The 22,983-nt window shown below is 59.2% G+C and carries 18 protein-coding genes and 1 pseudogene; 16 read left to right on the top strand and 3 right to left on the bottom strand.

What is annotated here, in order from left to right; translation table 11 throughout:
* Window positions 1-58 precede the first annotated feature (58 nt).
* From OWC48_RS35185 to dctA, 3 genes are all read right to left on the bottom strand, one after another.
* On the bottom strand, window positions 59-742 hold the full coding sequence (locus OWC48_RS35185) for a response regulator transcription factor (protein WP_282524103.1): 684 nt from the start codon (window positions 740-742) through the stop codon (window positions 59-61).
* Window positions 739-3,414 carry a PAS domain S-box protein gene (locus tag OWC48_RS35180; protein WP_282524102.1) on the bottom strand — a complete coding sequence of 892 codons (2,676 nt, stop codon included), beginning with the start codon at window positions 3,412-3,414 and terminating at the stop codon, window positions 739-741. The genes OWC48_RS35185 and OWC48_RS35180 overlap by 4 nt, the downstream gene beginning before the upstream one ends.
* A gap of 953 nt (window positions 3,415-4,367) precedes the next feature.
* Window positions 4,368-5,678 carry a C4-dicarboxylate transporter DctA gene (gene dctA / locus OWC48_RS35175; RefSeq protein WP_282524101.1) on the bottom strand — a complete coding sequence of 437 codons (1,311 nt, stop codon included), beginning with the start codon at window positions 5,676-5,678 and terminating at the stop codon, window positions 4,368-4,370.
* Window positions 5,679-6,823: 1,145 nt separating this feature from the next.
* Between dctA and OWC48_RS35170 the strand changes: the two genes are divergently transcribed.
* The 16 genes and pseudogenes from OWC48_RS35170 to hypE all read left to right on the top strand — a co-directional run bounded on the left by OWC48_RS35170 (window position 6,824) and on the right by hypE (window position 22,724).
* Entirely contained in the window at window positions 6,824-7,513 is a 690-nt protein-coding gene (locus OWC48_RS35170) for a molybdenum ABC transporter permease (RefSeq protein WP_282524100.1), read from the top strand.
* A gap of 78 nt (window positions 7,514-7,591) precedes the next feature.
* The gene (locus OWC48_RS35165; RefSeq protein WP_282524099.1) at window positions 7,592-8,854 is read left to right on the top strand and encodes a serine hydrolase; all 1,263 of its coding nucleotides are present in this window, start codon (window positions 7,592-7,594) and stop codon (window positions 8,852-8,854) included.
* 694 nt (window positions 8,855-9,548) lie between these two features.
* Entirely contained in the window at window positions 9,549-10,649 is a 1,101-nt protein-coding gene (locus OWC48_RS35160) for a hydrogenase small subunit (protein ID WP_282524117.1), read from the top strand.
* A 12-nt stretch (window positions 10,650-10,661) separates the two neighbouring features.
* Entirely contained in the window at window positions 10,662-12,452 is a 1,791-nt protein-coding gene (locus OWC48_RS35155; protein WP_282524098.1) for a nickel-dependent hydrogenase large subunit, read from the top strand.
* Between the two features lie 4 nt (window positions 12,453-12,456).
* A pseudogene (gene cybH, locus OWC48_RS35150) lies at window positions 12,457-13,166 on the top strand (Ni/Fe-hydrogenase, b-type cytochrome subunit).
* Between the two features lie 13 nt (window positions 13,167-13,179).
* Window positions 13,180-13,764 (top strand): HyaD/HybD family hydrogenase maturation endopeptidase, encoded by a 585-nt coding sequence (locus tag OWC48_RS35145; protein WP_282524116.1) that lies wholly within the window; start codon window positions 13,180-13,182, stop codon window positions 13,762-13,764.
* 17 nt (window positions 13,765-13,781) lie between these two features.
* Window positions 13,782-14,072: a HypC/HybG/HupF family hydrogenase formation chaperone gene (locus OWC48_RS35140; protein WP_282524097.1), complete on the top strand. Its 291-nt coding sequence runs from the start codon at window positions 13,782-13,784 to the stop codon at window positions 14,070-14,072.
* 188 nt (window positions 14,073-14,260) lie between these two features.
* Window positions 14,261-14,707, top strand: a complete 447-nt coding sequence (locus OWC48_RS35135; protein WP_282524096.1) for a hypothetical protein — start codon at window positions 14,261-14,263, stop codon at window positions 14,705-14,707.
* On the top strand, window positions 14,704-15,567 hold the full coding sequence (locus OWC48_RS35130) for a hydrogenase expression/formation protein (protein WP_282524115.1): 864 nt from the start codon (window positions 14,704-14,706) through the stop codon (window positions 15,565-15,567). Before OWC48_RS35135 ends, OWC48_RS35130 begins: the two co-directional genes overlap by 4 nt.
* Window positions 15,568-15,667: 100 nt before the next feature.
* On the top strand, window positions 15,668-16,762 hold the full coding sequence (locus OWC48_RS35125) for a hypothetical protein (RefSeq protein WP_282524095.1): 1,095 nt from the start codon (window positions 15,668-15,670) through the stop codon (window positions 16,760-16,762).
* Window positions 16,755-17,096 (top strand): hydrogenase maturation nickel metallochaperone HypA, encoded by a 342-nt coding sequence (locus OWC48_RS35120; protein ID WP_282524094.1) that lies wholly within the window; start codon window positions 16,755-16,757, stop codon window positions 17,094-17,096. The genes OWC48_RS35125 and OWC48_RS35120 overlap by 8 nt, the downstream gene beginning before the upstream one ends.
* Window positions 17,096-18,055, top strand: coding sequence for a hydrogenase nickel incorporation protein HypB (gene hypB, locus OWC48_RS35115; protein ID WP_282524093.1), 960 nt, complete (start codon window positions 17,096-17,098; stop codon window positions 18,053-18,055). The genes OWC48_RS35120 and hypB overlap by 1 nt, the downstream gene beginning before the upstream one ends.
* Window positions 18,052-20,307 carry a carbamoyltransferase HypF gene (hypF, locus tag OWC48_RS35110; RefSeq protein WP_282524092.1) on the top strand — a complete coding sequence of 752 codons (2,256 nt, stop codon included), beginning with the start codon at window positions 18,052-18,054 and terminating at the stop codon, window positions 20,305-20,307. Before hypB ends, hypF begins: the two co-directional genes overlap by 4 nt.
* A 49-nt stretch (window positions 20,308-20,356) precedes the next feature.
* Window positions 20,357-20,542, top strand: a complete 186-nt coding sequence (locus OWC48_RS35105) for a HypC/HybG/HupF family hydrogenase formation chaperone (protein WP_306664603.1) — start codon at window positions 20,357-20,359, stop codon at window positions 20,540-20,542.
* Entirely contained in the window at window positions 20,539-21,681 is a 1,143-nt protein-coding gene (hypD, locus tag OWC48_RS35100; RefSeq protein ID WP_282524090.1) for a hydrogenase formation protein HypD, read from the top strand. Before OWC48_RS35105 ends, hypD begins: the two co-directional genes overlap by 4 nt.
* Complete coding sequence (gene hypE, locus OWC48_RS35095) at window positions 21,678-22,724, top strand: hydrogenase expression/formation protein HypE (protein WP_282524089.1); 1,047 nt, start codon at window positions 21,678-21,680, stop codon at window positions 22,722-22,724. The genes hypD and hypE overlap by 4 nt, the downstream gene beginning before the upstream one ends.
* Window positions 22,725-22,983: the final 259 nt, after the last annotated feature.

Below are 22,983 nucleotides of genomic sequence, written 5' to 3'. Positions count from 1 at the left end.
GGCTGCAAGCATTAGCCACCTTCGTAGAAAAGTGGGCTCGACTGATGAAATTGTAAAATCATACGTGGGTTTTTTCAGGACGATTGGCAAGAATTCCCAGCGTCTCAGTCATTCTGATCAAGTCAGCCAGCGACCGTGCACGCATCTTCTTCATTACGTACCCCCGGTAGATCTTGACAGTAATCTCGGCGAGCCCAAGCTCGGCGGCTACCTGCTTGTTCATCAGGCCGGCAGCGACCAGTTTCATCACCCCCTGCTCGCGCGGGCTTAAGGTCTCAAATAGAGACTGCAGGTTAGCGACGATCTGCTGAGCCTCCCGTCTTTTGCGATCGCGTTCGGTCGCCGCAACCACGGCATCAAGCAGTTCCTGATCGCGAAACGGTTTGCTGAGAAAATCGACCGCTCCTTCCTTCATGGCCCTGACGGTCATGGGAATGTCGCCATGGCCGGTAATGAAAATGATGGGAATATGTATGTTCAACCTTGCTAGCTCGGTCTGGTAGTCAAGGCCGCTCAAGCCTGGCAGCCGGACATCAAGAACTAGACAGCTAATAACGTCCGGAATTGTGCTCTGCAGCATTTCGCGGGCCGATCCGAATGCAATGACCTCTAACCCTACCGATTGAAAAAGGTTCGTAAGCGAGCGACGCATGGAGATGTCATCCTCGACGACGAAGACGATCGCCTTTGTCGAGGCCTTGGCGTTGCTGCCTTCACCTGGCGAGTCAAATCGTCTTGTCACGAGACGGCCTCCTTATGCAGCGGCAGGAAAAACTGGAACGTCGCGCCCGGTCCATTTTTGTGGACCATTGACAGTCGTCCTCCATGAGCTTCCACGATCGACCGGCAGATCGAAAGACCCATTCCAAGGCCAGTCGATTTGGTGGTGAAGAAAGGATCCAAGACGCGGTCCGCGTCGTTCTCGGCGATGCCGACGCCGCAATCGGTCACGGCAAGCTGGACTTGCCCCACATCGTCCTTCGATGATTGAATCAGCAGTTCGCGCGTCCGGTCTGTAACTGCGTCCATGGCTTCGATTCCGTTCATCACCAGATTGATGATCACCTGTTGTAGCTGAATCCGATCGCCGAGGATCGTAGGCAGCCCTGCCGTCAACTCGGTTCGTAAGGTCACTCGGTGGCTCACCAGCTCTCGTGTTACCAGCGCAATGACGTCCTTAACGACCTCATTGATATCGAGCGGCACCATCTCAATCTCGCCCTTCTTCGCGAGCGCGCGAACACGACGGATCACCTCGCTTGCCCGGATTGCGTCTTCGATGATCCACTCCACCGAAGAGCGCGCGGCGGGAAGATTAGGAGCTTCCCGCCCCATCCAACCGAGGCACGCATCGGCGTTGCTGATAATAGCGGCGAGTGGCTGGTTTATTTCGTGGGCGATGGAAGTTGTCAGCTCTCCTAACGTCGTTACACGCGTCACATGCGCAAGCTCCGCCTGTGCCTTTCGTAGTTCTTGTTCGGCTTGATCGGCGCGGATGGTAGCGGTGATGTCAGTGCTAACGCCACGGTAGCCGAGAAAATTGCCCTTTCCATCGAAAAAAGGCTTGCCACTCGTGCGGACGTAGATCGGAGAACCTGTCCGATTCACGGTGCGGTAGACGAGATCCCGAAACGGAAGATGGGCCTCCAACGTCGCCCGATGCTGCCGCCACTTCTCGGGTTCCTCTTCGACGTCGCACGCAATCTCCCAGCGAAGCAGGCCCATCAATCCTGTCGCCAAAATTCCCGCAGCGCTGGTGTGCTCGGATAAGTGAGTGACCTGATGATCCGGCCCGGTCTCCCAGAGCCAGTCGGAAGCTGTTTCGGCGTAGTCGCGAAAGCGCTGTTCGCTTTCGCGCAGCGCGGCAAGTGTGTTTTCCAGGCGTTCCCTAGCTGCGTGTTGCTCGGTCACATCCATATGTGTTCCGATCAGCTCGCTGACGTTACCATCGCTGCCGACCACCACGTGCGCAACGGAGTGTATGCGTCTTATCCCGCCATCCGGTAGAAGGATACGAAAATCATATTCGAACCGCCCCTCCTTGTGTTCAATCGCCTGACGCTGCACCTCCTGTAGCCGCGGCAAATCGTCCGGATGGATGCGCGATCGAATGGTCTCGATCGATACCGGCTCTTGTGGGCTAAAGCCAAACAAACGATCGACCTCGGCGGAGCGATACACGAAATCTAGACCGTAGACGTCCCAGGACCAACTGCCCGTGTGGCTGAGATGCTGGGCTTCGGCCAGATAGGCCTCGCTGCGGCGCAGCTGCTGTTCTGCTCGCCTCGCCGCCGTAATATCCGTAGCTGCCCCAACAAACTCGATGTCACCAGAGGCTGTCCTCGTCGCTCGTGCCTGCGCATGAATGTGCTTTACCGAGCCGTCCGGTAGCAGAACCCGGTATTCGTGCTCGAAATCGCTCGGGTCTCGCATCGCGCGATCGATAATTTCTCTAACCGAAGCCCTATCATCTGGATGCGTGCGCTCAACGACGAGCTGCGGCCCCGGTGGCACTGTCTGAGGGTCTAATTGGAAAATTCGAAATGTTTCCGTTGACCAGAAGGCCTCGCCCGTAGTGGCGTTCCAGCTGAAGCTGCCAGTGTGACTCAACTCCTGCGCCTGGGCCAGATGTGCTTCGCTCCGCTGCAGGGCAAGTTCGGTCCGCCTTCGCTCCGTGATATCTTCGCAGGCGATAAGGACAATGGGCTGCTCATCGGCCCAGAGCATGGCTTTGGCGTTTTCACGTACCCACAACACCGAGCCGTCCTTCTTAACTTTCTGGACGTCCCACGTGCGCGTTTGTCCGACATCCTCAAGGCATGTCCGAACGCATTCGCAAACGAACGCGCGATCCTCCTCAAGAAATACGTCCAGCACGGATTGACCGATCAGTTCAGCACGAGCATAGCCAAGTTGTGTCGCGCCTAATGTATTCACGTTGAGGACAGTGCCGGCTTCATCGACCATGAAGTACATGGCCGGATTGTGCTCGAAGATGGCGCGCCACCGTTTTTCGCGATCCTCCAGATCGGCCGCGCTCCGCTGAAGCTTGGCCGCAACCACACGCGCAGCCTCTCTTTCCTCGCGGAGCTTTGCGATCAGGTGGGCTCCCACAATCGAGGCAATAAAGAATGCAACAACCACCGGCAGGTCTTGGGGGTCATCGATTCGCAGGCTGAATGCCGGCGGCGCAAAGTAGTAAGCGAGAGCAGCGATGGCTACGATGCAAAGCGCGGACGACGCGATGAAGCTGCCTATCAGCGAAAACAGCAATACCACTAACAAATATGCGAATGCCGTCGCGGCGAAATGCGCGTGAAGGTACAAGCAAGCCAGTGTTACCACGGCCAGCATTATGCTGCCGAAGGTAAACTGAAGAGCTGAACGTTCTAAGCTGCTGATCTGGCTACGCATTTTGATACCGTCCGGCTGTTCTCCGGCGGAGAGCTATAACATTTTAGGCAAAAATAGGGCAATACTCGGCACCAGCAACCCGCTGGCGAGCGCTTCCGAGATCGATTGCTTGGTGCTGAACTGAGCACGCGCCGACAAAAATTGCATCACAGACGTACGTATAGTTGTCCTAAACCTTTCAATATGGCGCGCTGACACGCCTGCAATCGATGCCCAGATGTCTGCTTTGCTCCGCTGCCGATAACTCCGGGCAGGCGCTCGAGGCTGCAGCCGAGGACAACTCCCTTACGCCAGCCGTACGAGGACAGCGGCTGCAGTTCCGTCAAGACGTTGAGCCGGAACAATCAGGCGCGCCTCGCCGAACCGGAAAGAACAAAGACAAGCTGCCGGACCACTCATCTCGCCGGTGCGATCGGTCATGCGGAAGAAAGCGCAATGGTCATGTGCCGAGATACGAAGGCGAAGTTACGCGACTGCTTTGTATGCCCGAGGGCCATCACGCCTAGGTGCCGAGAACTTGTCTCCGAGTGGTTGGCCGGAATCGAGCGCGCGCAGCGACGCCGAACCGACACTAGCGTGTGCGGGCCGCCACGGCTCTGTCGAGGTGCCATCTAATCCGTGCTGATCATACCCATCATGATCTAATGCGGCAGCGCGGACCGTAACAATATCTGGCACGGCAAAATGTCGCAGAAACGTTCAGATGCCCGGGAGCTTGACGGCGAAAGACGCACTTGAAAATGACTGTTAAAAAAGCCCCTACTCTTTTGCTCGGCGGGCATCTTTTCTGGACGGCTGCCGGGGGCGACGTGGTGCAAGGGCTACGCACTGGAGAGGGCGCGTGAAAGGTCCGGCTCGTGTCAAGTCGGGTGTCGATTCGAACTACGAGAAATGTGGCTGCGCTTGCATTCGACGCGTCTTCGAATGGCGGCGGTTAAGATCCGGAACCTTTCTCATCGTGTGTCGATAGTGGTGGAACCGTTGGGCTGGTTGAGCCGAGCTTGCAGCGTCGCGTGCTCGAGCTCGCCCTCCCACCACGATACGAACACGGCGGCGATGCCATTGCCGGTGATGTTAGTAAGGGCGCGCACCTCGCTCATGAACTTGTCGATCGAAAATACGATTGCCATGCCCGGCACCAGCGCTGGGTTGACCACCGACAACGTCGCAGCGAGCGTGATGAAGCCCGCGCCGGTGACGCCGCTTGCTCCCTTCGACGTTAGCATCGCCACGAGCAGGATCGTGAGCTGCTGGCCAAAGGTGAGATCGACCCCGAGTGCCTGGGCAATGAACAATGTCGCAAGTGTCATATAGATATTGGTGCCGTCGAGGTTGAAGGAGTAGCCAGTTGGCACCACCAGGCCGACCACGGGCTTGGAGCAGCCCAGCCGTTCGAGCTTCTCCATTAATTGCGGCAGCGCGCTTTCAGAAGACGATGTGCCGAGCACGATCAGAATCTCGTCCTTGATATAGACAATGAACTTGAAGATTGAAAAGCCGACGAGGCGCGCGATCAAACCGAGCACCACCACGACAAACAACGCCGCCGTCGCGTAAAACAGCGCGATCAGACCGATCAAATTGCCGAGTGCTGCCGGCCCGAACTTGCCGATAGTGAAGGCCATGGCGCCGAAGGCGCCGATCGGGGCCGCTTTCATAATGATAGCGATCACGCCGAACACCGCGTGCGCGACGTCGTCAATCATGCCTCGCAGCCGCTCCCCACGGTTTCCTAACGCCATCAGCGAAAAGCCGAATAGGATCGCGAACAGGAGAACCTGCAGAACATCGCCGCGGGCGAAGGCGCCGACCACGGTATCGGGAATGATGTTGAGAAAGAAATCGACAGTCTTCGAGGCTTCCGCCTGTTTGACGTAATTGGCGACCGCCGCAGCATCCGGCTTGACCGCAAGGCCATGACCGATTTGGACCAGATTGCCCATAAGAAGGCCCAACACCAAGGCAAAGCTGGAGACGATCTCGAAATAGACCAGCGCCTTGACGCCGACGCGCCCGACTTTCTTGGCATCCTGAATATGCGCAATACCAGATGTGACGGTGCAGAAAATAATCGGCGCGATCACCATCTTGATGAGCTTGATAAACCCGTCACCGAGCGCCTTGACCCAGTCGTTGGTCGCGATAGACGGCCATAGGCAACCGACCATGGCGCCAATCAAGATCGCGACCAGCACCTGCACGTAGAGAATCTTATACCAAGCTTGCGACGCGCGTGCGGGCGCCGCTGTTGCCATGGTGGTCATGACGCTTCCTTCCCGAATATACTCGAATGTGAGCCGCCGCGTCGTTGAGAGACGACGGCGTCATACGAGACTCATCATTTTAGCCGTGTCCAATTGAAGGACGGTTCCGAGAACGGGCGCGTCGTTCCAAAGGCAGGCGTTTAGTTGCGCTATCCCTTCTCGTTAAGCAAGATATGCACCAGATGCCCAAAGTGCGCCCGATTGGGCAGTCTCGGACAAACCGTCTGTCTCCGGGCGGCATCGGTTTGAGTGCTCGGTCCGCGTTCGCAAGGTCGAACAAAAAGTTGCAGCGAGACGCGTAACTTGATCGGCTGGGCGCATGAGCGGAGTCCCGTCTCGGGATGGAAGCCCGAGCGTGATCGATATGCGCCGACTGCTGAGATGGATGCAAGAGTAGATGACATTTGTAAAATTGATAGTTTGGATTGTACTCATCCACGCGATGGAAGTCTGCTTTAGGAGCTCGATTGCGCGGCCATAATCTTGAATCGATGCACTGCGTTGTCGCTAGCGGCAAAGCTCGTTCGTGCACGGGGCATTTGTCTCCATGCCTGTGCTAACGATGCGCATTAGGCAGGTTGGTCGACAGGCGGCCTTCGCTCTCGGCCCATCGCGCCTTTTGCCGCGTCGCAGAAGCAGCGTTACGATGACTACTCAGCTAGATCGTTCGCGTTGCTGCCCTAGGGCAGGCTTCCTACGATCCGCTCCATTACCGGCGCGGCGAGTGCGGCGTTTGAGCCACCAATAAGCCAAATAGGCATCTCTGGCGACGTCAAATTCTGCCGTTTCGTTGCGCGGCTGTCGCTGGCTGCTCGGCAACAAAGATGCCAGAAATCTGACATAGCGTTAGGTCCACGCCAAACGTCTCTGCGAATTTCTCCCACGTTGCGCATAGTGCCCGCACGCGGCACAGGAATTGCTGATTACGAACGAGGAGGGTGCCGCCGTCATATGGATGGAAGCGGCCCTGTCACAGGAGTTGCCGATGAGACTTGCGATGCTGCTTTTGCTCGTAGAAACGATGCGTGTGAATGTGGCGGCCGCCAGGAAGTGCGGCGCGACTAAAGGGCGATCCGCGCAACATATACGTGCAGGCGATCACTGGGCCCGTAAGACGACCTGCTTTCATTTTTGGGCTGACGCACATGGATGTCTTTTCGGCAGAGATTGCGCAATCCGTTGCGCTCACGATTGAGCTCGCCAGTGTAACGACCGTGATCCTCCTCGCGATTGGTGTTCCCCTCGCTTGGTGGCTAGCGCGCTCAAAGACTCTTTTGAGCGAGGCGGTGGCGACGCTGATCGCCCTGCCGCTAGTGCTACCGCCGACGGCTCTCGGTTTTTGCGTACTCGTGTTGCTCGGGCCCAACGGACCGGGTGGCGTTCTCGCCTCTTTGTGGGGCGAGCGCACGCTCGCTTTTACCTTCGCAGGAATCGTGATCGGATCGGTCCTCTCGGCGCTGCCGTTGGTGGTGCAGCCGATCCGTAACGCCTTTGTCGCGATAGGCAATCGCCCGTTGGAAACTACGGGGCACGTTTCGTCGCTGTACGCCTTCATTACCATCAGACGGCCGCTGGCGCGATTGGAGTTTGTTAAAGCCGCCGTGGTTGGCTTTTCTCATACGATCGGCACATTTGGCGTCGTGATGATGATCGGCGGCAACATTCCTGGGCGCACCAAGGTGTTGTCAGCCTACGTCGTAGACTACGTTCAAGCATCGCGCTGGCACGAGGCGAGTGTGGTTGCCGGCGGTATGGTCATGTTCGCCTTTGCGGTAATCTTCACCTTGGCCCTCATCGACAGACACTGTGCCAGGAGAGGCACCGAACCGTCTTAGGCTTGCCGGCCGGACATATCCGATCACGAGCGAGCAGCAGTATTGCAAGCCGGATCCATCAATCCTTGCGAGGCTACAATGAACAAGCTTGTTATGGCCGTGGCGGCTGCTGGAATTGGCTTCAATTCAGTGCACTCCGCGCCTCTGCCCGAAGCGACAGCCGATGACGTCGGCGTTTCTCAGCAGCGCCTCGCCAAACTAGACGAGTTCTTCGCTCGCGAAATCGCTAGCAAACGCGTGCCGGGTGCGGTGGTTGCAATCGCCAGAGACGGCAAGCTGATTCACTACAAGGCGTACGGGCAACTCGATCCTGCAAAAGGAAAGTCGATGCGGCTCGACGCGATGTTCGCGCTTGCGTCTATGACCAAGCCGATGGTGGCCGTTGCGGGGCTTATCCTCATGGAGCAAGGTCGGCTGCCTCTACAGGCCAGGCTCACGGATTACTACCCGGAATTCGCAAACATGAAGGTGGGAGTGCCACAGCATGACGGCTCATTAGAATTTCAAACGCAGAGTTCTCCGATCTACATCCACGACCTATATCGCCACACATCCGGGCTCACCTATGGCGCGCCCCCCGACAGCTCAGACCAAGTGGCGCGTCTCTATCCCGATTTCGCCGCTCCGCCACTGAGGGGCGATAAGCAGGCGTTCATCGAAGCCATCACTAAGCTGCCGCTAGCGCACCAACCGGGGACGGAATTCGAATACGGCTTCTCGACCGACGTGCTGGGAGCTGTCGTAGAACAGGTCAGCGAACAGCGATTGGGCGACTATCTTGCCGGCAATCTGTGGAAGCCCATCGAAATGCAGGATGCCACTTTCCGTTTGTCGGAATCGCAACGAGAGCGCCTCGCACATCCATTTCCAGGCGACCCGCTGACGGGAAAGCCACAAGACATCGAGCTCCTCGAAAGTCCGACGAAGTTTGACTGCGGGGGAGCCTGCGCATTTGCGACAGTCGGTGACTACGTGCGCTTCGGACAAATGCTGCTCAACGGCGGGGAGCTCGATGGGCAGCGCATTCTCGGTCCGAAGACGGTGGGTCACATGATTTCCGACCACCTCGGGGCAGAGATCAAAAATAAGGTCGCCAATGTGGAGGCGCACCGTGCCGGCTTCGGCTTCGGGCTCGGAGTAGCTGTACGCATAAACGAAGGTCTCTCGGCGGTTCCGGGCAATCCAGGTGAGTTCACCTGGACTGGCGCCTACGGGACACAATTTTTCTGCGACCCAAAGGAGCGTCTCGTCGTGGTGGTCGGAACGGCAGCGCCAGGAGAAATCCGGAAGTATTACCGCGAACAAGTCCAATATATCGTCTATGCTGCAATAATCCGATAATCCGCTTTCCGCCGAAAGCTCGGCCAACCCTTTTGGGTGGTCGGCAGACAGTGCTGCTACTACGCATCGATCGCGCATTGCTGCGATCGGCTCGCGCGATGAACGCTCCTGTGATGGCTCTGAACGTCCAGGCTCTCGCTTACGATCCTGGAGCGATGCCGTGCAGCGAGCCGCTTTAAATCAAAGACATATTGGATCGATCAGATCTAAAGAGCGAGGGCGATGTGCGCATGGCGGCTCACATTTGCGGCTTCTCTTCGTCGCTCGACAGCCGCTTTCGTGCGGGCTGCTTGCGTAGTTACGACTACGAGCGGCGTTAACGCCCCATTGGTCAGCAATCGGCAAGTCTGATTAAGACTGGAGGGCAGTCCGGTGCCCGTCAACTGACCAATTCTATTCAACAACCCCGGCACGACACGTGAGTGTCGCGGTCGTGCAAGAGCGAGCATGACGTAGCCGCATGCAGTGGTGAACCATCGTGCTGCTCTGTCGAAGTGCTTGCAGGGACGTCTAAAGCCGGACACCATTAGCATGACAGATCAATGGCGCAGTTGTGGCTCGCTGGCTGGTTTCGCCAGTCCGCAACTCCCGAAGCGCTGGCTTGGTATCTGTTAAGTGTCTCGCTTCGGTGGCTTGTTTCTTGCTGAACGTCAGTAATTCGTCACGGCCGACGACAACTTGCATGGAAGGCGTCATGGGTGGTGCAACGGAAACGTTCTACAGCGTGATCAGACGTCAGGGTATGACTCGTCGTAGTTTCCACAAATTCTGCAGTTTGACTGCCGCGAGCTTGGGACTGGGTCCGCTCGCCGCAAGCAGTATTGCCAACGCCCTGGAGACCAAACCGCGTGTGCCCGTCATCTGGCTGCACGGGCTCGAGTGTACCTGCTGCTCGGAAAGCTTTATCCGCTCGGCGCATCCCTTGATCAAGGACGTGCTGCTGTCGATGATTTCGCTCGACTATGACGATACGATCATGGCGGCGGCAGGACACCAGGCCGAAGCCATCCTGGAGGAAACTCGCGCCAAGCACAAAGGCATGTATGTGCTCGCCGTCGAAGGCAATCCGCCGCTGAACGAGGGTGGCATGTTCTGCATTGACGGCGGCAAGCCGTTCATCGAAAAGCTAAGGTCCATGGCGGAAGAGGCCATGGCGATCATCGCTTGGGGCACGTGTGCGTCATGGGGATGCGTGCAAGCGGCCAAGCCCAATCCGACTGGCGCGGTGCCGATCGATAAGGTGATCACCAACAAGCCGATCATCAAGGTGCCCGGGTGCCCGCCTATCGCGGAGGTCATGAGTGGCCTTGTGACTTTCATCACCACGTTCGGAAAGCTTCCGGAGCTCGATCGCCAAGGGCGTCCAAGTATGTTCTATTCCGAGCGCATTCACGACAAGTGCTATCGGCGTTCCCATTTCGACGCTGGCCAATTCGTCGAACAGTGGGACGATAAGTACGCACGCAAGGGCTATTGCCTGTACAAGATGGGCTGCAAGGGGCCAACCACCTACAATGCCTGTTCGGCCCTGCGGTGGAACGGCGGCGTTTCATTTCCGATTCAATCCGGCCACGGCTGCTTCGGCTGCTCCGAAGACGGCTTCTGGGATAAGGGGTCATTTTACGACCGACTCACAACCATCAGGCAGTTTGGCATCGAGGAGAACGCCGACCAGATCGGCATGGCCGCTGCCGGCGTAGTTGGGCTAACCGTCGCTGCCCATGCCGCGGTCACCGCCGTGAAGCGGTTGACCCACAAGCCGGATCGCGCAGCCCAAAAAAGCAAACCGAGTTGAGGAGGGGCGACGGTGGCCGTCCAGACACCGAACGGGTTCAATCTCGATCGTTCAGGCAGGCGAATCGTCATCGATCCGCTGACGAGGGTCGAAGGCCACCTGCGTGTCGAAGCCAATCTCGATTCCGACAATGTGATCCGCAATGCGGTCTCAAGCGGGACGATGTGGCGTGGCATCGAAGTCATCCTGCGCGGACGCGATCCGCGCGACGCCTGGGCGTTCACCGAGCGGATTTGCGGGGTCTGCACCGGCACCCATGCGCTCACCTCCGTGCGCGCGGTTGAAAATGCACTAGGAATTGCGATTCCGGAGAATGCCAATTCGATCCGCAACATCATGCAGTTGTGCCTGCTCGTGCATGATCACCTCGTACATTTCTATCACCTGCACGCGCTGGATTGGGTCGACGTGGTCTCCGCGCTCAAGGCCGATCCCAAGTCGACCTCTGCGCTCGCGCAGTCTATCTCGCCCTGGCCGCTGTCGTCCCCTGGCTATTTTAAGGATTTGCAGATCCGGCTCACCAAATTCTTCGGATCAGGGCAACTCGGTCCGTTCAAGAATGGCTATTGGGGGCATCCGGCCTACAAGCTGCCACCGGAAGCGAACCTGATGGCTGTAGCGCATTATCTGGAAGCGCTGGACTTCCAGAAGGAGATCGTCAAGATCCAAGCTATCTATGGTGGTAAGAACCCGCATCCGAACTGGCTGGTCGGCGGCGTGCCCTGTGCGATCAACATCGACGGAACTGGTGCGGTGGGTGCGATCAATATGGAGCGACTGAACATCGTGTCCTCGATCATCGACCGTTCGATCGAGTTTGTCGAGCAGGTCTACCTGCCCGACATTGCCGCGATCTGCTCGTTCTATAAGGACTGGCTTCATGGCGGCGGACTTTCGAGCAAGAGCGTGATGTCCTATGGCGACATCCCCGAAAACGCAAATGACTGTTCCGCCAAAAGTTTGAAGCTGCCGCGTGGGGTCATTCTTGGTGGCAATCTCAACGAGATACTGCCGATCGACCATGGTGATCCCGAGCAGATCCAGGAATTCGTCGCGCATTCATGGTATAAATACCCCAGCGATAGCTGTGGACTGCATCCCTGGGACGGTATCACCGAGCCACGTTTTGAACTTGGGCCAAAACTCAAAGGCAACAAGACAGATATCAAGGAACTCGACGAAGGCGGCAAGTATTCCTGGATCAAAGCGCCGCGCTGGCGCGGCCACGCCGTGGAGGTCGGGCCGTTGGCGCGATACATCATCGGTTATGCACAAGACAAAGCCGAGTTCAAAGAGCCGGCCGAGAGATTGCTCAAGGGGCTCAATCTTCCCCTGACTGCGCTGTTCTCGACGCTTGGCCGTACTGCAGCGCGGGCGCTCGAATGCCAGTGGGCGGCGCATCAGATGCGTTATTTTCAGGATAAGCTGGTAATCCACATCAAGGCAGGCAATACGGCAACTGCCGATGTCAGCAGGTGGAAACCGGAAAGCTGGCACAAGGAGGCCAAGGGCTACGGGTTCAGTGAGGCCCCGCGCGGTGCGCTTGGGCACTGGATCAGGATCAAGGACGCCAAGATCGACAATTACCAATGTGTCATGCCGACGACGTGGAACGGATCTCCTCGAGATCACAAGGGCAATATCGGCGCTTTTGAAGCCTCCCTGATCGGTACCCCGATGGTCGATCCGCAGCGGCCCCTGGAGATCTTGCGCACGATCCATTCCTTTGATCCGTGCTTGGCTTGCTCGACCCACGTGATGAGTCCTGACGGCCAGGAAGTGGCCTCAATCAATGTTCGCTAACGACATGCTGGACAGAGCTCGAAAGCTCCTTGCCACCGTCGATGCGGAACCCACTGAACGGAGCATCGGCGCTGGGATCGCTTGCGCGCCGGTGCGACTTTGGCATTGGGTTAATGCGGCGGCCATTCTGATGCTGAGTGTAACCGGCTATGTCATTGGAACCGGGACACCGGCGATGTCGGGAGAGGCAAGCGGCAATTTCCTGTTCGGCTATATCCGCTTTGCTCATTTCTCGGCGGGATATGTGCTCAGTATCGGCTTTCTTCTGCGGATCTACTGGGCGTTAATCGGAAACGCGCATGCCATGCAGATCTTTTGGGTGCCGCTCTGGCGCAAGTGCTTTTGGCGCGAGGTGTACCACGAGATTCGCTGGTATGCGTTCCTTACAGTTGAGCCCGAGAGGCGCGTCGGACACAACCGTCTTGCTCAGCTCGCGATGTTCTTCATGTTTACGCAGACGATCACGTTCATGGTCGTCACAGGCTTTGCACTTTATGGGCAAGGTGCCGGTACTGACAGCTGGCAGTACAAGCTGTTCGGCTGGGTATTTTCAATTTGGCCGAACAGTCAGGACGTCCATACCTGGCATCATCTCGGCCTGTGGGTGATCGTGGCCTTTGCTCTGGTCCACATCTACGCGGTGGTCCGGGAACACTCACGTCGCGCCGGAGCATCTCTTCTGTGATATCGTGTGAGCGCGGGTTTCGCGATTGAAGACTGGGAGCGGATGCTGAATCCGGAAAACAAGAAAAGGATCCTGGTGCTCGGCATCGGCAATATCCTGTGGGCCGATGAGGGATTCGGCGTGCGGGTGGTCGAGGAGTTTCATCGCCGCTACGCCATCGATGACAACGTAACCGTCCTCGATGGCGGCACACAGGGGCTCTACCTGGTCAGTTTTCTTGAGCAGGCCGATTGCCTGATCGTGTTCGATGCCATCGACTATGGATTGCTGCCCGGGAAGTTGAAGCTTGTGCGAGATGAGGAAGTGCCAAAATTTACCGCCGCCAAGAAGATGAGCCTGCATCAGACCGGCTTTCAGGAGGTCTTGAGTGCGGCCGACCTGCTTGGCCGCTGCCCGCGAGAGCTCGCTCTCATCGGCTGTCAGCCGCTGGACCTGGAGCATTGGGGCGGTCCGCTGACGGCCCCGGTACGCCTTCAGATTGCGCCTGCGATTGAACTGGCTTGCAAACTCCTGGCGCAGTGGGACTCGCCGGCAAAGCCGCGGACCGGGCCGCTGCCTGCATCAGAACGGCTGTTGGCGAACAATATCGACCATGCAAACTATGAGATGGGGGCGCAGCCGATCTAGCGGCCCGCGAACTGACCATGTGCCTTGGCTTGCCAATGACGATTGTCGAGACCGACGGCATCACGGCGCTGTGCGAATATGGCAATGAACAGCGGCGTGTCTCGGTCATGCTGCTCTCCGACGCCTCGGTCGGCGCCAAGGTGCTCGTTCATATCGACAGCGCGGTGCGGCTTTTGGACGAAAATGAAGCAAGGCTGATCTCGGAAGCACTTGACGGGCTTGAGGCCAGCCTCAAGGGCCAGGACTGCGATCGCTTCTTTGCGGACTTGATCGGTCATGAGCCGCAATTGCCGGAGCACCTACGCTAGCCGCTCCGCTCGCCGGTTGCGCCGACCAGGCTTGCCACAAATCGTATCCCAGTCCCACGTAACCTTGCATCGACAATGTCAGGCGCTTCGAGCCATCGGTTCGAGCGCGAGTCGCGGCCAGACGGCGATTGGCATACGCCTTGCTAATACCCTGCTAGCAGAACCGAACATTATCAGGAAGGCGTGTGATGAAGTTGCAGCGGACGCAGCATGGTCTGCCGCGGCCCACTCCGTACGACGTGGAGGGCGTCGGCGTCGATGCGCGCCTGGTCGCGCACGCTCCCGTGAGGGTGGCCGTGATGCCGCCGCCGACGGTCGATCCCCTATATTTGCTTCGGATCATCCACGTCGCATTCCTACTTCCTGAGATCGTCAAGGCGTTTCGGCCGCGCCTGCAAGGTGCAGTGCCTGCGCGCGGCATAGGTGGCGAACTGGTTGAGTGGCTCGGCCTGAGAGGCCCATCGACGCCCGTCCTGTGCCATCGGCACGATACACTCCGCCTGATCGGCAGGAGACCGGTCCGTTTGGTCACGATCGATGGCGTCGCGGTACCGACGGTTCGGCCACACACCGGCAGCGCTTGTGCCGGCAAGTGCATTGCCTCTCGATACAGCCAATGGAACATCGCATCATGAAAACAGCGATCCGCGTTGTACCCGACGGCTCCGACGGGGCGGCGAGTGACCTTGCCACGAGCTCTGGCCGTCTCGATGTATTCTATAGCGGGTTGACGAGTGCGACTGCGCTCGCCAAGCGCGCTTGGCGCGAAGGCGACGAGCTTGCAAGGAACTATCCGAATGCCATGGCGCTGTTATCGAATGCCGCTGCTGCCGTTGGCAGCCAGAGAAGCAGCGCTCGGACACAACTGTACGGACTCGCGAATCTCAGCGATCCCGAGCGCAAGCTGTTAGGTGAAGTGCTCGGAGAAGGTGAGGTCGCCGGCGTTGTTGCGCTGCCAGATGGCTCTTTGGCGCAAATCCGGGAGTCCGTGCTTGCGGGAATCTGGCGCGTGCGCATCGGGAGCGAGCCGGCGCACGAATATCTTGAGGTCGGAGCGATCCCGCAGATTGTCCGGCGCGCCGCAACTGACCTGACGTCCGCCGATCTTGCGATCGGCGCGGCGCCGGACGGCGCGATGAACGTGCAACCGGTGCTCGCCGAAATACGCGAGCGGGCGCGCGTCTGGCGCTTTGGCATGCGCGCGCATGTCATCAATCTAACCTTGCTGCCGATGAGCGTTATCGACCTGGCATTCCTGCAGCAAAGCGTGGGCAATGGCCCGGTCCAACTCATCTTCCGTGGCTACAGCACGTGCCGAGTGCAGGCGACCGGGATCAGGAACGTCTGGTCGGTGCAGTTCTTCAGTTCTACGGACAATATCATCCTTGATACGCTGGAGGTCGGCGGCGTGCCGATTGTTGCGTTGGCTGCCGACGAGGATTTCCAGGACTCTGCTGAGCGCATGCAGGAAATTATTAAGGCGTACTTCACATGAAGAGCTTGGAGAACGTTCGGCGTCGGGTGGGATCCCGTAGACGCCGCGGGCGCAGCGACCGCCGGCATAACTCGCGCAGGATGTTGGTGGAGCGGTGCGGATGAGCCTCGCTGCCCAGAACAAAATCGATGTAACCGTATCGCTAGCTGCCGACGTAGTAGCCGCGATCGAGATCCTGCCGCGAGTCCGGCCGCCGCTGGCGCGGCTGTTCGCCGGCAAACAAGCCTCGTTGCTGCTCAAGGTGCTGCCGCGGCTCTTCGCGTTGTGTGCCGCTGCGCAGCAAACTGCCCTGCTGTCCGCGGTCGAGACGGCGCGCGACGAAGTGATCAACCGCACAACAAAACAGCATCGTATTGCGCTTATCGTTATCGAGCGGATCGCGGATTTGCTACGGGGCCTGTTTGTCGGACATCTTGCGCAAGACATCGCCAGTGCGGCGGCAATCCGCTCTGTTATGCGGGGAATGTCAGGGCTTCTCGGCAGCGCACAGCCAGCCTGGGGCTCCGCTCAACGCGAAGCAACAGCGCGGATCGTGGCTGCGCTGAACGTGCTCGGCATGTCGAATGAGGGGGGCGCGGTGAGGTCCGGTAGCCCATTGGCGCTTCGCATTGCAGCGCTTGATGAGAGCGGCCTGAAGTCAATTCCGGCGGAGCACTCGTTCCTGTCCGTTGCTGACGACCTCAACATCATTAAACGGCTGCTCGTGGATGGCGCGAAATTTTGCTATTGTCCGGATCTTGACGGACATGTGCCCGAGACGGGTCCATGGGCGCGCCAAATGACGCGTGATCGGCTCTCGCCGAGCCCCTCCGGTGCGGCCGAGCGGCTGAGGGCCAGAATTGCTGAAGCCCTCCGGTTATGTGCCTGGCTCAAGGCCGGTGCTCAGATTGACTCGGCGGAGCATGGGATTATCGAAAGATATAAGTTAGGGCCCGGTCGTGCGGCGGCCGCGGTCGAATGCGCCAGGGGGCGTCTCTACCACGCGGTTGAGCTTGATCCTCAGGGCCGGATATCCCGCTTCGAATTCCTTGCGCCGACGGAGTGGAATTTCCACCCGCGCGGACCGCTTGTCCGCAGCCTGCAGGGCGCGGTGCTGACGGCTAGACGACGTCGGGATGCAGTCGATGCGGTGATTGCATCGCTCGATCCGTGCGTCGGGTTCACTCTGAATTTTCGCGAAGTTGGCGATGCATGAAATGGCGATTTGTCTTGGCATCATTCAAATCGTCGAGGAGGAGGTACGTCACCGATCGTTTTCGCGGGTGCGGAGCGTCTGTCTAGAGATGGGAGCGCTGAGTCATGCCGCGCCGGAGGCGATCAGATTCTGCTTTGCGGTCGTTGCGACGCGGACCGTTGCCGAGGGTGCAGTCCTTAATATCGTCGAACTGCCCGGCGTTGCCTGGTGCATGAGCTGTTCGAAGAGCGTCGAGATTGCGCGACGCGGTGAATGCTGTTCTTGCTGCGGCAGCTATCAGTTGCAGGTAACCGCGGGCGAACAGATGCGTGTGAGAGAGCTGGAGATCGATTGATGTGTACCGTTTGCGGCTGCACCGAAGGGACGCCGTCGACCAAACGCGCCAAGGCGCATGATGCGGAGAGCCATGAGCGATACGAGGTCCATGTGCAGGACAATTGCGATCGCCATTGCGCGCATCCGCATGGCGACCAAGGCCCGCAGCGTTCAAACCATGCTGGCGATAGTCATAGTCGCCATCGTGGCTCTGCCCGTCACCAGGCTCATGGTGGGCAGGCGCTTCTGAGTGGCGGCGCTGGCCCGGCTGGCTTGAAGGTCGCGGGCATGGGCAGAGAGCGGGTCATTCAGATCGGGCGCGATATTCTTGGCAAGAATAATGGGATTGCGGCGGACAACCGCGCGCTCTTCGTCGCCGATGACCTGCTTGTATTTAATCTTTTGTCCAGTCCCGGTGCAGGTAAAACGACGCTGCTCGTCCGCGGGGTGTCTGAGCTCAAGCGTAGCCGGCCGGTCGGGGTTATCGAAGGCGACCAGCAGACCTCGAACGATGCCGAACGCATTCGGGCCGCCGGCGTGCCAGCCATTCAAGTCAACACCGGCAAGGGTTGCCATCTCGACGCTGCGACGATTGGCGAGGCTTATCGCCGCTTGCCGCTGCTCACGGGTGGTATTCTCTTCATCGAGAACGTCGGTAATCTGATCTGTCCCGCAGCCTTCGATCTTGGCGAGGCCTGCAAGATCGTAGTGCTGTCGATTACCGAAGGTGAAGACAAGCCGCTCAAATATCCTGATATGTTTGCCGCTTCTTCGCTCATGGTGATCAACAAGATTGATCTGGCCCCGCTGCTTGAGTTCGATTTGGGCAAGACGATTGAATACGCCAGACGAGTCAATCCAAAGATCGACGTGCTTGTAGTTTCGGCTCGTACGGGCGAGGGTTTTGGCGCGCTCTACGCCTGGATCGATAGACAGGCGGGGCATCAGAGGCGCGCCCTAGAGGACACAAGGCGATGAGCGCCCCAACCACCTGCGACCGAACGCGGCTGCGCGTCCGCGTGAGTGGGGCCGTGCAAGGGGTCGGCTTTCGTCCTTACGTCTATGGACTCGCCATGCGCTACGGATTGGCGGGATTTGTCATCAATGGCCCCGAGGGCGTTACGATCGAGGTCGAGGGCCACCGTGCGTCGGAGTTTGTCGCTACGTTGCCGCTCGAGGCGCCTCCGTTGGCACGCATCGACCACATCTGCGTTCGGGAGACTGCGGCGCTCGCGGCGAAAGACTTTTCGATCGGCACGAGCGAAGGCGGCAAATTGTCAACCCAGATCGTCGCTGATGCTGCTGCCTGCCAGCAATGCCTCAGCGAGCTGTTCGATTCAGAAAATCGGCATTACCTTTACCCCTTCATCAGTTGCTGCAATTGTGGCCCACGCTACACCATCGCCGAACGGCTGCCGTACGACCGCCGCAACACCGTGATGAGGGCTTTTAGGTTGTGCGCCGCCTGCGCGGCCGAATATGCCGATCCGGCGAGCCGCAGGTTTCATGCGGAGGCGATCGCGTGTCCGACATGCGGGCCTCGGCTCAGCCATGGGATCAGCGCCATTGTCGCGGCAATCGCGGGGGGACAAATCGTGGCGATAAAGGGGCTGGGTGGGTACCAGCTTCTTTGCGACGCGCGTAACCAGGACGCCGTGCAGCGTTTGCGCGGCAGAAAGCAGCGCCTTCAGAAGCCGTTCGCGATTATGGTCGATTCCATAGAGCGCGTCAGCGACATCGCGGAGGCGAACGCGCCCGAGCTTGCGCTGCTCGAATCCGTAGCACGTCCCATCGTCCTTCTGCCTTCGCGCAACAATTTGGCGCCCGCCATAGCTCCTGGCTTATCTCGTGTGGGTGTCATGCTGCCTGTAGCGCCGCTGCATCACCTCATCCTTCATGCGCTTCGCTCGGCAGGAGCATGTGCGGAGACCGGCCCGGTCATCGTTGCCACCAGTGCCAATCTTTGCGGCGAACCGCTCCTGATCGACAACGCGCAGGCGCTGCGGCGGCTCAAGGGGATCTCCGACCTTATCGTGACCCATGATCGCGATATAGTGACGCGTGCTGATGACTCCGTGGTGTCGGTGGTGGCTGGCCGGCCGCAATTCATTCGTCGTGCCCGTGGCTATGTTCCCGAACCGATCAGGCTTGCGATGTCTGTGCCGCCCGTACTCGCCGTGGGCGGCGCACTGAAATCGACGGTCACCATCACGCGGGACAACCAAGCGTTCGTCTCCCAGCATATTGGCGATCTGGATACGGCCGAAGGCATCCGTGCGTTCGAGGAGACGATCCGACGCCTCACATCGAGCCTTGATGTGGAGCCTGTCGCCATCGCCCATGATCTGAATCCCGATATGGCTTCTACCCGGTTTGCGGAAGCAAATGGCCGCGCGCTGGTCGCTGTCCAGCATCACCACGCGCACGCTGCCGCAGTGATCGCCGAGCATGGCCATGCGGGACCTGCGCTTGCCCTGGTGCTCGATGGCCATGGCCTTGGCTCCGAGGGCGGTAACTGGGGTGGCGAGCTATTGTTGTGCGAAGGGACGAGGTGCCGACGTATCGGGCACTTAGCGCCCCTGCAAATGCCTGGTAGAGATCGTGCAGCCCGCGAGCCGTGGCGCATGGCCAGCGCAGTACTACATGAGCTCGGCCGGGGTAACGAAATCGGGCCGCGCTTTGCGGCGCAACGGCAGGCTGGATGTGTGTCGGCCTTGCTCGAACAGCCGGGCGGGGTCACCACGACCAGCGCGGGTCGGTTGTTCGACGCGGCAGCGGCGCTGCTGGGGATTGCGAGTTTGCAGAGCTATGAGGGCGAAGCGGCGATGAAGCTCGAGGCGCTGGTGCGGCGGACTGCGATTCTCGAAGCCGGCTGGACGATCGATGGTGGCGTGCTGTCGCTTCGTCCGCTGTTTGCGCGGTTGATTGCAGATGACATTGACGCGGTGGGCGGAGCCGGGCTGTTTCATGGCACCTTCGCCGCCGCCTGCGTTGACTGGGTCAGGCGGTCTGCGCGGACAACGGGCGTTAATACCGTCGTTCTGAGCGGCGGCTGCTTCCTGAACGCGACGCTGGCGGATGAAATCCCGCGCGGTTGCAGCGCTGCCGGCCTTACCCCGCTCGTGCCACGGCGGGTGCCGCCCAATGATGGCGGTTTGAGCCTTGGCCAGGCCTGGATTGGCGCTCTGCAGATAGCTCAACAGTCGTCCGCCAGGGGAGGAACAGCCTGATATGTGTCTTTCGGTTCCGGCAAAGATTGCGAAAATTCTTCCCAACGACATGGCCATAGTGTCCATCGATGGCATCAGCCTGGAGATATCGATCGCTCTCGTCGACGAGCTCGAGGTCGGCGATTGCGTCCTTGTCCATGTCGGCTATGCGCTGGCCAAGATCGATCCGACGGAAGCCAAGCGCACGCTGGAGTTGCTGCAGGAGCTGGGCAGCGCAGGAGAACGCCGATCATGAAATATGCGGACGAATTTCGCGACAAGGCCATCGCGCAGGGAATTGCGCGTGCGATTGGCGCCGAGGTCAGTTCGCAAAGAGCCTATCGGTTCATGGAATTCTGCGGCGGGCACACTCATGCGATCTCCCGCTACGGCCTGGAGGATCTGCTGCCCGCGAACGTCCGCATGATCCACGGGCCCGGTTGTCCCGTCTGCGTTCTGCCCGCCAGCCGAATCGATATGGCGATCCGGCTTGTCGACCGACCAGAGGTCACTCTGTGCGTCTACGGCGACCTGATGCGCGCGCCTGGGTCGCAAGGACAGTCCCTGTTGCGAGCTAAAGCGCTCGGCGCCGACATCCGGATGGTCTACTCGACGCTCGACGCTATCCGGCTCGTCGAACAGGCGCCGAGCCGCGAGGTGGTCTTCTTTGCCATCGGATTTGAGACCACGACGCCCCCGACGGCGGTGATGATCCGAATTGCCGAGGAGAAGCGGTTGAAGGGCCTCAGCGTGTTCTGCAACCACGTGCTTACACCCTCCGCGATGCACAGCATTCTCGAGAACCCCAAAATCCGCGACACCGGCGGGGTTCCAATTGACGGCTTCATCGGGCCTGCACATGTCAGCACCATTATCGGTACGCAGCCTTACGAGCCCCTGGCAGAACAATTTGGCAAGCCGATCGTGATCGCGGGATTTGAACCGCTCGATGTGATGCAGGCGATCCTTATGCTGGTGCGGCAGGTGAACGAAGATCGCTACGAGGTGGAGAACCAATACAGTCGTGCGGTGACGCGTGGCGGCAATCGGCGCGCCAAGGACGAGGTATCGCAGATATTCGAACTGCGCGAGCAGTTTGAATGGCGTGGGCTCGGACTCGTACCCAACAGCGGACTGAAGCTGAAACGGGCTTACGCGCAATTCGACGCTGAGACGCGTTTTGCGATCCACGACCTACGTGTCGCAGACAATCCGGCGTGCGAGTGCTGCGCGATCCTGCGTGGCGCCAAGCGGCCGGTCGAGTGTAAGCTGTTTGGAACCGTCTGCACGCCGGAAACTCCCATAGGGTCCTGCATGGTATCATCGGAAGGCGCTTGTGCGGCGTATTGGACCTATGGCCGAGTTCGCGATGAACCGTTGAGGCGCACGTCATGAGCGTAAAGGGCTATCAACGCAAGCTCGACGTCGAGAACGGACGCGTTGATCTTTCCCACGGATCCGGGGGCCGTGCCATGGCACAGCTGATCTCCGGTCTTTTTCACCAAGCCTTTGGTAATGAATGGCTCGCCCGCTGCAATGATCAGTCGGCGTTTGACGTCACGGCAGGCAGGATGGTGATGACGACCGACGGCTATGTGGTCTCGCCGCTGTTCTTTCCCGGCGGCAATATCGGGTCACTGGCTGTGCACGGCACGATCAATGATGTCGCGATGTCCGGCGCGCGTCCCCTCTATCTGTCGGCCAGTTTTATCATCGAGGAGGGCTTCCCGTTTTCTGATCTGAAGGCGATCGCCGATTCCATGGGCGCGGCAGCGCGCAGTGCCGGCGTTTACATCATTGCCGGAGACACCAAGGTCGTCGAGCGCGGCAAGGCGGATGGTCTGTTCATCTCTACGACCGGGATCGGGATTGTGGCCGATGGGCTCGATCTCTCCGCCGACAAGGCAAGGGTCGGGGACCGTGTGCTGGTCTCCGGTAGCCTCGGCGATCATGGGGTGGCGATCATGTCAAAACGCCAGAACGTCCCTTTTCAAACCGAGGTCGTCTCGGATTCCGTAGCGTTGCATAACCTCGTAGCGGTCATGGTTGCCGCCGGCGGTAGCGCCATCCGGGTGATGCGCGACCCCACGCGCGGTGGGCTTGCCGCGACCCTCAACGAGATTGCGCATCAATCCGAGCTCGGGTTCCGTCTGCAGGAAGCATCCATTCCGGTGAAGCCGGCGGTTGCGGCTACCTGCGAACTTCTTGGACTCGATCCGATCCATGTCGCCAACGAAGGCAAGCTCGTTGCGATCGTCGCGCCTGATTTGGCCGATGCCGTGCTTGCAGCCATGAAGGCGCACCCGCTCGGGTCCGACGCAGCTGATATTGGCGAAGCGGTGGCTGACAATCGGAAATTTGTGCAGATGGCGACCGGTTTCGGCGGTCGACGAATCGTCGACTGGTTGTGGGGCGAACAATTGCCTCGGATCTGTTGACACGCTGCGCATCGTCCAGCTTTTGGGAACCAAGTTTATGATCAATGGTCATGAGCCATCACCCATCACCCATTAGCTCTGGAAACGATCCCTTCTATGGGCGATCTGCCCAACCGGCAGACTGCGACTTCGCTCTTTGGGCGTGCTGAATTTCGGTTGTTGGCTTTTCCACGAGCCGAGAACGCAATTCGAAACGATTCATCGCCACCGCGCACTTTCGACGGTTAAGCTCAGCGAGCATGGTCACACGATCCGCTCG

This window comes from Bradyrhizobium sp. Arg816, from assembly GCF_029989365.1.
Classification (GTDB): Bacteria; Pseudomonadota; Alphaproteobacteria; order Rhizobiales; family Xanthobacteraceae; genus Bradyrhizobium.
This window is presented reverse-complemented; position numbering and strand designations above follow the sequence as displayed.

Excerpts from the sequence above, each read along its gene's own strand:
- OWC48_RS35125 (WP_282524095.1), top strand. The coding sequence starts at position 15,668 with ATGAGCCTCGCTGCCCAGAACAAAATCGATGTAACCGTATCGCTAGCT.
- OWC48_RS35165 (WP_282524099.1), top strand. The coding sequence starts at position 7,592 with ATGAACAAGCTTGTTATGGCCGTGGCGGCTGCTGGAATTGGCTTCAAT.
- hypF (WP_282524092.1), top strand. The coding sequence starts at position 18,052 with ATGAGCGCCCCAACCACCTGCGACCGAACGCGGCTGCGCGTCCGCGTG.
- OWC48_RS35180 (WP_282524102.1), bottom strand. The coding sequence starts at position 3,414 with ATGCGTAGCCAGATCAGCAGCTTAGAACGTTCAGCTCTTCAGTTTACC.
- hypE (WP_282524089.1), top strand. The coding sequence starts at position 21,678 with ATGAGCGTAAAGGGCTATCAACGCAAGCTCGACGTCGAGAACGGACGC.
- hypD (WP_282524090.1), top strand. The coding sequence starts at position 20,539 with ATGAAATATGCGGACGAATTTCGCGACAAGGCCATCGCGCAGGGAATT.
- dctA (WP_282524101.1), bottom strand. The coding sequence starts at position 5,678 with ATGACCACCATGGCAACAGCGGCGCCCGCACGCGCGTCGCAAGCTTGG.
- OWC48_RS35170 (WP_282524100.1), top strand. The coding sequence starts at position 6,824 with ATGGATGTCTTTTCGGCAGAGATTGCGCAATCCGTTGCGCTCACGATT.
- OWC48_RS35160 (WP_282524117.1), top strand. The coding sequence starts at position 9,549 with ATGGGTGGTGCAACGGAAACGTTCTACAGCGTGATCAGACGTCAGGGT.
- OWC48_RS35130 (WP_282524115.1), top strand. The coding sequence starts at position 14,704 with ATGAAAACAGCGATCCGCGTTGTACCCGACGGCTCCGACGGGGCGGCG.
- OWC48_RS35105 (WP_306664603.1), top strand. The coding sequence starts at position 20,357 with ATGGCCATAGTGTCCATCGATGGCATCAGCCTGGAGATATCGATCGCT.
- hypB (WP_282524093.1), top strand. The coding sequence starts at position 17,096 with ATGTGTACCGTTTGCGGCTGCACCGAAGGGACGCCGTCGACCAAACGC.
- OWC48_RS35135 (WP_282524096.1), top strand. The coding sequence starts at position 14,261 with ATGAAGTTGCAGCGGACGCAGCATGGTCTGCCGCGGCCCACTCCGTAC.
- OWC48_RS35145 (WP_282524116.1), top strand. The coding sequence starts at position 13,180 with ATGCTGAATCCGGAAAACAAGAAAAGGATCCTGGTGCTCGGCATCGGC.
- OWC48_RS35140 (WP_282524097.1), top strand. The coding sequence starts at position 13,782 with ATGTGCCTTGGCTTGCCAATGACGATTGTCGAGACCGACGGCATCACG.
- OWC48_RS35120 (WP_282524094.1), top strand. The coding sequence starts at position 16,755 with ATGCATGAAATGGCGATTTGTCTTGGCATCATTCAAATCGTCGAGGAG.